At 50.2% G+C, this 12,759-nt stretch carries 12 protein-coding genes and 1 riboswitch; of the genes, 4 read left to right on the plus strand and 8 right to left on the minus strand.

Features of this window, described 5'->3' with window-relative positions:
- Positions 1-193: 193 nt before the first annotated feature.
- Positions 194-1,093 carry a formyltetrahydrofolate deformylase gene (gene purU / locus SY83_RS08715; RefSeq protein WP_068605891.1) on the minus strand — a complete coding sequence of 300 codons (900 nt, stop codon included), beginning with the start codon at positions 1,091-1,093 and terminating at the stop codon, positions 194-196.
- 65 nt (positions 1,094-1,158) lie between these two features.
- The gene (locus SY83_RS08720) at positions 1,159-2,286 is read right to left on the minus strand and encodes a deoxyribonuclease IV (RefSeq protein WP_068605892.1); all 1,128 of its coding nucleotides are present in this window, start codon (positions 2,284-2,286) and stop codon (positions 1,159-1,161) included.
- 170 nt (positions 2,287-2,456) lie between these two features.
- Here SY83_RS08720 and SY83_RS08725 point away from each other — a divergent pair, with 170 nt between their 5' ends.
- The gene (locus tag SY83_RS08725; protein WP_068605893.1) at positions 2,457-2,894 is read left to right on the plus strand and encodes a DUF2621 domain-containing protein; all 438 of its coding nucleotides are present in this window, start codon (positions 2,457-2,459) and stop codon (positions 2,892-2,894) included.
- Between the two features lie 59 nt (positions 2,895-2,953).
- The gene (locus tag SY83_RS08730) at positions 2,954-3,898 is read left to right on the plus strand and encodes a hypothetical protein (RefSeq protein WP_068605894.1); all 945 of its coding nucleotides are present in this window, start codon (positions 2,954-2,956) and stop codon (positions 3,896-3,898) included.
- 21 nt (positions 3,899-3,919) lie between these two features.
- Here the strand turns inward: SY83_RS08730 and SY83_RS08735 are convergent, their stop codons facing one another.
- Positions 3,920-4,897 (minus strand): alpha/beta hydrolase, encoded by a 978-nt coding sequence (locus SY83_RS08735; RefSeq protein WP_068605895.1) that lies wholly within the window; start codon positions 4,895-4,897, stop codon positions 3,920-3,922.
- Between the two features lie 206 nt (positions 4,898-5,103).
- Here SY83_RS08735 and SY83_RS23500 point away from each other — a divergent pair, with 206 nt between their 5' ends.
- Positions 5,104-5,163: a putative holin-like toxin gene (locus SY83_RS23500; RefSeq protein WP_231891440.1), complete on the plus strand. Its 60-nt coding sequence runs from the start codon at positions 5,104-5,106 to the stop codon at positions 5,161-5,163.
- Positions 5,164-5,917: 754 nt separating this feature from the next.
- On the opposite strand, the gene SY83_RS08740 is transcribed toward SY83_RS23500, so the two are convergent.
- From SY83_RS08740 to SY83_RS08760, 5 genes are all read right to left on the minus strand, one after another.
- Positions 5,918-6,670: a C40 family peptidase gene (locus SY83_RS08740; RefSeq protein ID WP_197480005.1), complete on the minus strand. Its 753-nt coding sequence runs from the start codon at positions 6,668-6,670 to the stop codon at positions 5,918-5,920.
- A gap of 44 nt (positions 6,671-6,714) precedes the next feature.
- Positions 6,715-6,861: riboswitch (cyclic di-AMP (ydaO/yuaA leader) on the minus strand.
- A gap of 88 nt (positions 6,862-6,949) precedes the next feature.
- Positions 6,950-9,397: a UvrD-helicase domain-containing protein gene (locus tag SY83_RS08745; RefSeq protein WP_068605897.1), complete on the minus strand. Its 2,448-nt coding sequence runs from the start codon at positions 9,395-9,397 to the stop codon at positions 6,950-6,952.
- Positions 9,398-9,474: 77 nt separating this feature from the next.
- Complete coding sequence (locus SY83_RS08750) at positions 9,475-9,939, minus strand: thiol-disulfide oxidoreductase DCC family protein (protein ID WP_082882407.1); 465 nt, start codon at positions 9,937-9,939, stop codon at positions 9,475-9,477.
- A gap of 78 nt (positions 9,940-10,017) precedes the next feature.
- Positions 10,018-10,638: a response regulator transcription factor gene (locus tag SY83_RS08755; RefSeq protein ID WP_068605898.1), complete on the minus strand. Its 621-nt coding sequence runs from the start codon at positions 10,636-10,638 to the stop codon at positions 10,018-10,020.
- On the minus strand, positions 10,635-12,020 hold the full coding sequence (locus SY83_RS08760) for a sensor histidine kinase (RefSeq protein WP_068605899.1): 1,386 nt from the start codon (positions 12,018-12,020) through the stop codon (positions 10,635-10,637). Before SY83_RS08760 ends, SY83_RS08755 begins: the two co-directional genes overlap by 4 nt.
- Positions 12,021-12,156: 136 nt before the next feature.
- Here SY83_RS08760 and SY83_RS08765 point away from each other — a divergent pair, with 136 nt between their 5' ends.
- On the plus strand, positions 12,157-12,561 hold the full coding sequence (locus SY83_RS08765; RefSeq protein ID WP_082882408.1) for a pyridoxamine 5'-phosphate oxidase family protein: 405 nt from the start codon (positions 12,157-12,159) through the stop codon (positions 12,559-12,561).
- Positions 12,562-12,759 lie beyond the last annotated feature (198 nt).

Below are 12,759 nucleotides of genomic sequence, written 5' to 3' on the forward strand. Positions count from 1 at the left end.
ACGCGGAGTTTCCGGGGCGGGTGAAAGGTGTGAGGTTATTCCATGAGTGCAGACAGCGAAAACAAAGCACAAAGCACGGAGTTTCCGGCCGAGAGAGAAAGAAGTATGTACTGGCCATGCGCACACGCAGGGAGTACCATACACATAAAGAAAGGTTGAGCCCCGTGGTTTCCCCCACAGCTCAACCTTCAAATTAATTAAACACGACCGTCTTGTTCTGATGTACGAGAATCCGGTCTTGCACATGCCAGGAAACGGCGCGCGCCAACACGATCCGCTCAATGTGACGACCGATTCGCTTCAGGTCGTCCACGTTATCGCGGTGACTGACCCGCTGGACGTCTTGCTCGATAATCGGGCCGCCGTCCAATTCCTCTGTCACATAATGCGCCGTGGCGCCGATGATTTTCACGCCGCGGTTATACGCCTGCGCATACGGCTTCCCGCCGACAAAGGCAGGTAAGAACGAATGATGGATATTAATAATCCGGTTCGGATAATGCTCCAGAAACTTTGGCGAAATGATCTGCATGTAACGGGCCAGAATAATAACATCCACTTGGTCCGCCACGACTTCCAGCTGTTTCCGCTCAGCCTCGGCCTTCGTATCCGCAGTAACCGGAATATGGTGATACGCGATGCCGAACGACTCCACCAGCTCCCGCATATCCGGATGGTTGCTTACAACCATCTCGATATCGGCGTCCAGATCCCCCGCCTGCCACTGCCACAGCAGCTCCAATAAGCAATGATCTTCCTTGGAGACGAAGATGGCCAGACGCTTCTTCTTCGCCGCTCGGAAGATATTCCAATCCATACGGAATTCCTCCGCGATCGGCATGAAATCCTCTTCCAGGCTCGGAAGCCCGCATTCCAGGTCCTTCAGATCAAACTCGATACGGATAAAGAACATGCCGCCTTCCGGATCCATTGTGTATTGATCCGATTGGACGATGTTAGCGCCGTGATCATGCAGAAAGCGCGACACCGCCGCCACAATACCCGGTCGGTCCGGGCAGGAGATCAACATGCGCGCCCGGTCTTTGCGATCTTCATTCCGTTTATGTGCTGAAGGATAATTTACTCTGTTCATCTTCTGTTCCTGCCTCCGAATTCTCTACTTGCAATTATAGGTTGGCCAGACTTTATTCCAAGCAATTATACAGCCGCCATCGTTTCCTTGCCTGTGAACCACGCGGTCAGCCGCTGGTTAATCTGTTCTTCCGAATGCTCCGGGAACAATTCTCCTTCAAGCACCATATCGTACAGGCGCTCCATCGGTTCCCGCGGATCCGCTTTACGAGCTTTGTCGTCTGATTTGATCATATCCCATGTTTCCGTAACATAGGCGCGGTGGTCGATATCCAATCCCGCGAAATACTTGCGAAGCTTGTCCACATCTTCCAGAAACTCAGGTCCAAAGCGCTCAGATACATCCCCGCTAAGCAAGGCAATTTCAGCCTCGTACATCGGCCGCTGCGTCTTATCTTCCTTGCCGATCCAAGGCGTCTCCAGAATCATCGGCAGATGCTGCAGTTTCTCGTGGTTAACGATGGCATGCATCGCTTCAAAACCAATCATGCCCGCCCCTACAGGCGCATGACGGTCTTTCCCTGCTCCGCGCGGATTCTTGCTGTCGTTCAAATGTATAACAGCCAAACGATCGAGCCCGATAATTCGGTCGAACTCAGCCAGCACGCCGTCCAGGTCGTTCACGATATCGTACCCCGCATCATGGATGTGACAGGTGTCCATGCAGATTGTAATCCGCTCATTATTAGGAACCTTCTCAATAATCGCCGCCAGTTCTTCAAAGCTGCGTCCAATCTCCGTCCCTTTGCCGGCCATCGTTTCCAACGCGATATTCACATCGCACTCTTCCGTGCCGCGAAGAACCTCGGTCAAACCTTCAGCTATTCGAGCGATGCCGTATTCCGCGTCTTTATCCGTGTAAGCGCCCGGGTGTAAGACAATATTTTTGACACCGATCTTGGCCGTACGGCGAATTTCCTCTTGCAAAAAGTTGACCGCCAGCTCATAAGTGTTCTCTTTATAGGAACCGAGGTTAATAATATAAGGAGCATGGACAACAATTTCGTTAATCCCGTGCTCTTCCATCAGCAGGCGTCCTTCTTCTATAAACAGATCTTCTATTTTCTTACGGCGCGTGTTTTGCGGCGCGCCGGTATATATCATGAACGTGCTGCCTCCGTACGCAATCGCTTCGTTCGCTGCGGACAATAACCCTTTTGGCCCCATGGATACGTGAGATCCGATTTTTAACATAGCGTTGTAGCACCCCTTTTATTCTCAAGATAGATTCTCGCCTTCAATCATACCTTTTCTATTTTACAGGGATTGTCGAAATAAATCTAGGAATAAGGTATAATCCGAGAAGGGAAGCGGTACTTGCGACCGTCTTTCGGCATTCCATTCACGAGGTGAACTGACGCGCTATGAACGAACCCAATGAAGGTTTTATGCTGTTTATTATGTTCTGGGTATGTATCCTGGTTTTCTTTATGTCCGTCGGCGGTTACTTTATGTTCCGCAAATTTATGAAAGTTCTTCCGAAGGAAGACGGCAAGTCGAAGCTTGATTGGCAAAATCATTATGTGGAAACCAGCAGGCATATGTGGACCGACGATGCCAAGCAGTTTCTGGATACGCTTGTTGAGCCTGTGCCTACCGCATTTCGGGATATCGCCAAGCACTCCATCGCGGCGCAAATCGGCCAAGTCGCTCTTGATAGCGGCGAGCCGCAAGTGACGCGCGATCATTGTATTCAAGGTTATATTATGGCAACGCCCAAGCGGGATTATAAAGTGCTCATGAAGTTTTTGCGCCAAAATCAGATCGATTACAAGCCGTATGAGCATTTGTTGAACAAATAATATTTTGGAACCTTAAGCTTGCGCATTACGTTATTAAGGTTATGGAGGTGCATTTCATCATGAAGCGTAAAGAAGCATACAAACTTAGCATTCACATGGCTTTGGCCGGCGTATTGGCCCTGTCGTTAGCCGCTTGCAGCAATGAACCGATGCAAGGAAAACCCGCAGGCCAACCAACGAACGAAACGAACCAAGAGACGAATCAGAACCAGCAAACACCGCCAGAAGAATCCAAGTCGGCATCGATGTCGGCAGAGGGAATTTACAACGGGTTAATCGATAACCATACCGTCGAGATTGACCAGGACGGCGCGCCGCAAGCGTACCAGCTGGAAGAGAACGTGAAAGCAACCGTGGATACTTTAAGCGAAAAAGCGAAAGTTTCTTTTGATTACTATGAGTTGACCACAAAGGCGGAAGACGGAAGCGAAGTCAAGCAGTTGTTCATAACTTCGATTAAAGCCGTTGGCACATCTGCCGGTGAAGGGGAAGCCACCGTTCCTGGCGAGAATGAAAGCGGCGTAAAGGAACCTTTGCCGCAAACGAAGGATTTGACGGTGAATCTTGAAGGATCCCAAGAAACGATTAAGGGCACGTTGTCGGAGAGCACGAACGGTTATGTGATGTATACGTTGCCTGGTTACATATTGACTTCAGAGGAACCTGGACGGGATGTATTGTACGCGGAAGCGGACGATCAATATATGACCCGAATCGAAGACTTGGGCGCGAATCCTGACTTTGAAGAAATCCGCAAGCTTGCGGAAGCCGAGTTAAAAGAAGTCGGCGATGTGGTGGAGTCGAACGCCCAAATAGGTGAGGGCAGCCTAAAGGAACCCAAGATCATGTTGCATGCAACCAATAATAAGTTGACTAAAGACGTGTTTGTTATCCAAATCGAAGGTAATTGGTATAAGTTTACGATGGACATCCCTGCCGGCGAACGCGCGGAAAGCTTTCAGCCCTCTGTCCTGTCGATGATCGGGACCATGACATCGAAATAACTTCCGCATACGAAAAACCCGCTAAGAGCTCTGCTCACGGCGGGTTTCTTTATGGAGAGGCATGTCTGCATGAACGAAATGCTGCTGAGTACTCAGTTCTTCCAGAAAAGCGCCCACAACCTCATCATAGGCTTTGCGGTCGGTAACATAAGCCATCGCATGATCCGCACCTGGGGCCATATACAGCCGCTTGAAGCCCGGCTTCGCATCATAAAGCTCCTGCGTCATCCGGGGCGGGATGAAACGGTCATCCGCTCCCGTAATAAACAACATCGGCGCGTCGGCGGCGGCAATCTCGCGAATCGGAGAAACTTGTCCGAACGTAAAACCGGAACGTAACCACACAAAGAAATTAGCAATATTTAATAGTGGAAACGCGGGCAGTTTAAAATCTTCTCTCAATCGGTATACTAATTGTTCGCGCAAGTCGGAATAAGGGCAATCGATAACATAGAAGGCGATATCTGTATCCAGCGCAGCATATTGCAGCGCTGTGGCCGCCCCCATGGATTCTCCCATGATCCCAATCTCGCAGCCAGCGCCGTAATGCTCCCGAAGCCATTGCACCCATAGCCCGAGATCCTGTTTCTCATAGTAGCCGTACGTTGTTGTCTTTCCTTCGCTTTGGCCGTGTCTGCGATGGTCGTAAATCAACACATTGTAACCGCGTTTAAGGAAAAGCTCGGAATATTTAATGGACGCATTGGATGACATCGTCACGCCATGAACAATGATGACCGTTTTACACGACTCCTTCACTGCCGCAAGCAGTTTTCCGTGCATTTTGTACCCATGCGCGGAGGTGAGAAATACCGTTTTTTTGACCAGCTTATCATACATTTCGGCGTCAAAACGCTTCGCTTCAAGCTCACTGGCCCATGTCTGTTCAAACGATCTGACCTCGATATGGATCACTCTTCCCGAGAAATACCATCCCGCATAACAGGCCGCAAATAGCAAAAGAATGATCGCGATAATAAGAATCCATAAAGCTAACATGTACAGCTTCCCCTCAATGGCATTGAAATACGCAAATTTTGTCGTAAAAAACAAAGAAGAACTTTAAGATAAAAGTCCTTAAGACCCTGATATATTCGTTCTAATCCCCATATAATGGAATTACAACAGCTTTCAGGCTGGCGGAGGTGCCCTCGATTTGAAAGGAGGAACATCCTCATATGGAAACTTTTCAAGCGATCACGGTTATGTTTTCGTTCGGAATGTTTATTCTAACGTTACTAACTTACATCGAGAAAAGAAAGTGATCCTTCCAGCCCTGGTGCGGATCTAAATAAGGCAAATTTATGAGAGCGCCTCCACAGCCTTGATCAAGCGTTGACTTAGAGTTAGGTCTGGTCACCTGACTCTATTTTTATGGAGAAAAGAATTAAATTATTCATGCGGTTTTAATTACCCTGAATTTAACAAAAGTAAACCATGAACATCGTAGCACGGAGGTATAGAAAAAGAAAGCCCCCAGACGGGAGCTTTCGCGGTAGGTCACTGCTATATTGGTGAACTTGTTCGGTATTTGAGGGTAAAGCAACCGTACAAGCATGTAATCGAACCCCTGTCCCTATGTTTCATTAGGGATGATCCTTCGGTGTCAGACGGAATGGGTTCATTCCGGTCTGTTCGTTTGTGTAGCATCCTAGATAGTGGATTGCTGATACAAAGTTTACGCTTCTAAAACAATGAAAGCCCTGCCTCTCTTTCATCCTTGCGACTCCTCGGCCGCGCCAGTGTGAATTAGCCTGCTTTTCTATTCTGTATGAGCAATCGAAAAACACCTGTACAATTCGTGAGATTGGTTTGTAAAAGGATTGAAATGAGGGGTTATGTTACATTGTGGTTATATAATCTTGCTTTGAGGTTATATAAACTATAGAGGGTGAATATCGACCTACAATGGAGCATTATACAGGATCCCTTATCAAAAAGCAACAAAAAGACGTGCAACCTTTTTTTCAAGGCACACGTCTACAATAATGAGTGATGAAATCAGAAACAAGATATAAATCAGATTACGCTTTTGGCACCGATATAACGCGAACCCCAGTAGCTGCTTCCCATGCTGTCCACGTCTACCCCGTTGTTCGAAGCGGAGATGAACTGGTTGTTGCCGATGTATACACCTACATGGTCCACACCGGATTTTCCGAAGAATACCAGGTCGCCGGGCTCTGGATGCGCTGTGCGTTCTCCGGAGGATTTAAACATTTGAGATGAAGTTCTGGGCAGCGAAACGCCGTTCTTCTCAAATATGTAGTTAATGAATCCTGAACAATCGAAGCCGGCTGTCGTTGTGCCGCCCCATTTGTAAGGAACGCCCAGATAGCTGCGAGCGGATTTAAGGATCTTGTCCGATAAACCGCTGTTATCATATGCCGCCTTCACAGGGTGAAGCACAGGCGGATTCGTGGTGCCGTCCGCATTCACTACGGCCAAATTCACTTTCCCGAACCAATCCACATCGATTCCAAGCTCTTCCGAAACGAACCGAAGCGGTACGAATGTCTTGCCTTTGGCGGACGTTGCAGTTTCGGCCGAACCGAGCACGATATTCTTCTCACCGTTGCTTAACAGCACTTGACCGCTTTCCTTCCACTGCACATCAAACCCAAGATTTTCCGATACGGTACGTAAAGGAATTTGCACTCGGCTTCCGTAAAGGAAAGGCTTCGCATCGCTGTTGAATTTCACGAGATTGTCGTTCACCTGCACATTTACCGCAGCCTGTGATACAACGGGGAGAGCAATAGCCGAAGCCAATACTGCACATGACAAAACCATACTTCTGTACATCTTTTTCAAAAAATGTTCCTCCTATAAGCCTCCGAGGTTAGTTGTCGGGTTCGGGAATAGGTTTCCCTGTGCTCGCAATCATCGGCAAGCCTTCACCCCATAGTAAATCGTCCCCCGTACCGTTACTTTTGCTGTAACGGATTCGGCATTTTTTGTTATGATAGCATACCCCCGCAAAGGGTTACAACACGGTAACAACTCACTCTGTGACCATTTATTGAACATAGGTTACAGATTTTCCAGTCTTTAGTAATACTGCGGTTGAATGCGTGTTTGTACCTCTTTGCTTCCCCGCCGCATCGCCGCGCCGCATAAAGGGCAGGACTTCTCGGACTGGTTCGCGTCATCATACGATATAATCTTCGACCACGCCTTGCAGTTTGTGTCCGTACATAACCACGCGAGCGTCATCTCGCGTGAGGTGACCTCGCCTGCCCTTGCTGCGGCAGGCGTCGGTTTAGGTGAAGGCGCGGCGGGGCTGATCGCGCGCGCCTTCGGCAAGGAGGCCGCGGCTTCGCCGCGCGGCCTCTTGGACTGCGCAGCCGTTGCAGCGGCTGCGGCGCCCGCCGGGCGGGCGGCAGCGAAGGCGTCGCGGAGGAACCGCGACACTTCGGTCTTCTTGCCGCGATACCACGCCGGCGAGGCGATGTAGAGCTGCTCTTTCGCGCGCGTGATCGCGACATAGGCGAGGCGCCGCTCCTCTTCGAGGGCGGCCTCGCCGTCGTCCGCGTTCGCGGGCGCGGAACCGGCGGCGCGTGCGGGAGGTCGCGCCGCTTTCTTGCCGCGGTCCGAGGGGCTCCGCCCCGCCTCAGCCTTCTGCGCTTCAAGGAGCGCTGTGCTGTGCGGCAGAATGCCCTCGGACGCGCCGATCAGGAACACGACGGGGAACTCCAGCCCTTTGGACCGATGAATGGTCATGAGGGATACAGCGTCAGCGTCGTGTTGCTGATGCAACTGCTCGATCTCCTTATGCTTGGCGATCATGCCGTCCACAAACGCGATGAAGTCGGCCGCGGTTTCGAACCGTTTCGCGGAAGCCTCCAGCTCGTCCAACGTTTCCTTGATCGTTTCCTTATGCGAGGTTACGGCCTGACGATCCGTCGCTTCCAGAAATTGATCATAAAATTCGGCGCGAATTTTCTTCACCGCGACCGTAGGCTTGATCGTCGCCAGGCTCTTGATCAGCTTTACCCGCTCCTTGACCTTATCCTTCTGGAAGCTCTTCAGCTCCGGATAAGTGTTCAAATGGATGAGCGGGTATTTCTTGCGCTGGAGCTTTTCTTGCTGCCAGATATAATCCATGCCTTTGTCTTTGGGGATAAAAAGCGCGTGTACCGCGGCCTCCATCGCATCAAACTGACGGGGCTCCGCGGCAAGACGCAGATGATCGATGACCGGCTTTACAATCCAGTGCTCGTAAAACGTCTGATCGCCCATAGAATAGGGGATGAACGGAATATTCTGCAATGCCAATTGCTCAAAAACAGCACGGCTGTTGCTCACCGTTCGATGCAAAATAGCCATATCCTTATAGCTTCGGTTGCCCGCAGTTACCTCGGTTTGAATCTGGCGAATAATCTGCTCCGCTTCTTCGTCCGTCGTTGCCGGGGTGAAAAACTGCGGCGTAAAATCGCTGGTATGAACGGCCTTTAGCGTCTTCACCTTGCGCTTCTGATTGTGACGTATGACCTCGTTGCCCAGACCCACGATACTTGAGGTGGAACGGTAGTTGATATCCAATGTGACGGTGCGAGCACCCGGGAACGTTTGGCCGAATTCCAGAATGAATTCGCTCCGGGCCCCGTTGAACGTGTAAATCGTCTGATCGTCATCCCCGACGACGAACAGATTGCGCGACTTTCGCACCAGCATTTGGACCAACTGATACTGCAGGTAATTCGTATCTTGAAACTCATCCACCATCACGTAAGTGAAGCGCTTCTGCAAGCCGGCCAGCAACTCCGGTTTCTCTTGCAGCATGTCATGAGCTATGACCAGGATGTCGTCGTAATCGATCTTGTTATATTGTTGCTTCCATTGTTCATATCGGGCAAAAATCTGGTTAATCTCCCGCTCCTCAGGCGTGCGGTCCGGCCACTGGTCGGGTTTAAGACCGTTCATCTTGTGCGCGGACAGTTGCGCCAGCACATCCTCCGGCTGGTAAGAATCATGCAGTTGGAGGTCGCGCAGGATTTTTTTGACCACAATCTGTTTGTAGCGATCCGCTCCAAGAATGTCTTGGGCGTGTCCTTTGTGCCGAATCAGCTTTAAGAAAAAAGCATGAAATGTGCTCGCCTGCACACGATTTGCGATGCTTCGGGAAATACCGGGCAGCCTTGCGATGCGTTCTTGCATTTCCATGGATGCTTTCTTCGTGAATGTGACCAGAAGAATATTCTCAGGGGCCACTCTGTGCAGAGTCAGCAAATAGCCCGTACGGGCGACGAGCACGGAGGTTTTGCCGGAACCGGCGCCGGCCAGCGTCAGCAACGGGCCTTGATGATGGCGCACAGCTTCAATCTGAGGCGCGTTAAGGCAGATGCCGCGGTCTTCCAGCGATCGGAAATAATACGCGTCTTGCGCGGTGTCAGGAACCAGCTCGCGGCTGGTTTCGCCGCCGGCGATGGGCGCATACGGAACATGCTTGATTTCGGAGCCAAACGGGGTTTTATAATAAACGGGTTCTATCGTCATATGGATTGGTAACCACCTTCTAAACAACGTGCAATTCATTGTACTGGAAGGCGGCGGAATCGGCAACGGGGAACATTTTACTCTTCCGACAACTCATCCACGAACTTACGCCGGAGCTCGGGTGTCCGCCACAGGCAAACATCCTGTCTTCCAAACCAGAGGTTCCGTCGTTTGGCAATGAAGTCATAGACGGCGTCCCGGATCGGCGCAGGCACCGCCAACAGCACGGACAGCAACGGCCACCCCTTGCCCAAATGGCGCACAACCCGAAGTGCCGCGGAGGATTTAATGTAGTAACGACCTTCCCGAATATACACAAAGGTGTCCATGCGTCCCGGACTCCCTCCAACCTGTTTCAACATGCTGCGTCCAACCTCGGACTGTAGAGCCGCGAAACGAAACCGGTCTCCAAGGTCCCGGGACACCACAAATTTGGTCATTCCCGCGCACAAGATACATTCCCCGTCAATGAGGAGCAGGTGTTTAGGAGTGGAGCGGTTTGTCTTGCCTTCATTAATAGGTTGATGCTGTGAAATTGTCATAACGCACCCCTCTCTATCCCTCTAAAGTGTATCGCCTTGGATTCATTGTGCTAAGTACCAACTTTTATAGAACCTAAGTCACAAGCCTTTCCGCCGAACCTTTTCCACCGCTTCTTTCCCGCTCCGTACGCCAAGCTTTTTCAGTAATTTATTAATTTGATTTTTTAAAGTGCTTTCGGTTTTGAACAATTTGCGTTCCATCTGCGGCTTCGTGTATCCCTGTTCCAACAGATCATACACTTCCCTTTCCGCGGGGGTCAGGGCTTGCAGTTGCTCTTCTTTTTTCAGTCGCGAAAATTCCTTCAGCAAAGCTTCCATAGGCGTACCGTGCAGCACAGCCGTTCGGATGGCATGGGGAAGGTGTTTATAGTTTGTTTTTGACACATAATCCACCGCCCCCGCCGTAAAAGCCTTCGTGATGACCGATTCATCTTCCAGCGAGGTTAACATGATCATTTTGAGCGGACGAATGTCCAGCATCTCCGCCGCCACATGAATGCCGTCAGGCAAATTCCCTGTCAGGTTAATGTCCATCAGCACGACATCCAGCTTGTCCGCGGCGTGGAACAACGTGAGCGCTTCATCTCGGTCCGATGCGATCCCGACAATTTCCAGATCGGGTTCCCGATTCAGAAACATTGCCATAGCCCGCGACCAGTCCGGATCATCCTCCACCAATAGTATACGGATCGTGTTCATGGTCGAACCTCCTCTGCGTTAAGAATACGCGTTACTTTACGACGGGGAAAAACAAACGACACCCGCGTGCCCTCCCCTTCCCGGCTGTGAAATTGCAACGATCCGCCGGTCTGTTTCATGACATAATACGTATAAGTAAGACCCAGTCCGAAGTTCCCCCTGCGGCTTTTGGTCGTATAGAAAGGTTCCATGACTTGTTTCCGCGTCTCCTCACTCATCCCTGAGCCTGTATCCCGAACTGTCAGGATCACGTCTTTACGAGCCGTAGCGTCCATGCTCAGTTCAAGACTTCCTCCGTCCGGCATGGCTTCGACCGCATTCCGAATCACGTTGCCTAGCGCTTCCTTGATGTGGACCTTGTCGCAAATGACGACGGGACGAATGACCGCATGAAACACGACATGAATCTCCATCTGATCCAAGAGAGGCTCCTGCTCCGTAATATTCTCTGTAACCAACTCCAGCAAGGCGACAGGCTCTTCCTGCAGGATTAACGTCCGCATCTGAGCGTGAATTTTAGTGACCATAGCCTGCATATGTTCCGAGGCATTTTTAATAATTTGGAGCTGCGCGTGTACTGCGGGGTCCGTGTCTTCTTTGTCTAACACAGCTTGGATGTTGTCGGTGCTGAGCGAGATTTTGCCAATTTCATTCTTGATTGTGTGGTTGAGGATGGCCGTTCCCGAGCTAATCGCTTTCATCGTACTTTCCAGAGTATCCTGTTCCAAACGCAACCGCACTCCCAGCGCCCCTGTCACAAAAGCAAAACCAAGTCCCGCTCCGAGTGAATAAATAATAAATCCGGCCACATAATTGAAAAAAGGGAACTCAGGGTCTACGACTCTCGCCACATTAATAAACAGCACTACAGCTATTAAAGTCGGCACCATCAACAGCACCGTGATAAACCGCTTTCGCTTGACGTTCGGGTTGGGTTCCCGTATATAGGCTCGAATCAATAGTACACATGTCGCGATATAATAGGGTCCAGCCCAGAGGAGTAAGCTTAACTCGTGCAATTGGATACGCGGGGTAGATGGCGTGAGAATGACCGTTAACACAACCGGTAGCAAAAGGACAAGCCGCAGTCCGCGGGTACCGCGATTCATTACTGCATATTCGGTGAAGAAGCGACCACTTGCCTGATGATCTTGTGTATATGCCAAAGCAAACAGAAGCGCGCCATAAGGGGTCAGCGTCTGGTTGATGATCGTAATTCCGTTAAACAACCAATACCCCGGGAGGGTATTAGCCCATTCGGTAAGTCCGCCCACAGCGGCGCATAACAGGAAGAAGGCTAACGAGCGGTTCACGGCGTGTTTGGGCTGGCTAAGCAACACAATACATGCCGTCACAGCTAGCGCCGCAAAATAATAGATCATGAGTGTTGAGCCTCCCCCTCAGATAGAATGGATAGGTGTAGGTTTTGTATCGATTATGCACCTTACCTATGATTAAGCACAACCCCACAGGGTAAATATAAACGTAGCTTTGAAGTAATGGAAGGATGGGATTTTCTTGGATCAAAGCAATTTAGAACAACGCATTAAGCAAGCGATGGAGCGTCATCCAATCTGCTCCTTTGGCACCGTGGAGGGTAACCGGCCGAAAGTTCGTTATATGAAGTTGTATAATGACGGGCTGACCGTCTATTTAGCTACTGACCGGAAGACACATAAGGTAGACGAGTTGAAGAGCAACCCGAATGTTCACCTACTGTTCGGCCAGGAGAAGGAAGTGGTCGCGATCGAAGGAACAGGCAAGGTCAACGATGATGAAACTGTGCGCAAAAAGCTTTGGAATCGCGAATTCGAGCACTGGTTCAGCGGACCGGATGACCCGGACTACGTTGTGCTTGTAATTGAACCCTCCCGCATTGAATTCTCGGACAGGGACATGAACCTGGAAGTTTGGGAAGCTTAGATTTAACATCAGCTGCAAAGAGGTAAAGCATTCGGTGCTTTGCCTTTTTGTTTTTGACAGCTTAAAAATTTAGTCCGAATTCACCTTGAACTAGTTACAGTCCCTACGGAAATAGAACACAAGGCATATTCCAGGCCAAAAAGTTGGTGGTATAATAGTCCATAACGATTTACCTGTGGAACATAAGACTTGCCAAAG

Source organism: Paenibacillus swuensis, assembly GCF_001644605.1.
In the GTDB taxonomy this organism is placed as follows: Bacteria; Bacillota; Bacilli; order Paenibacillales; family DY6; genus Paenibacillus_N; species Paenibacillus_N swuensis.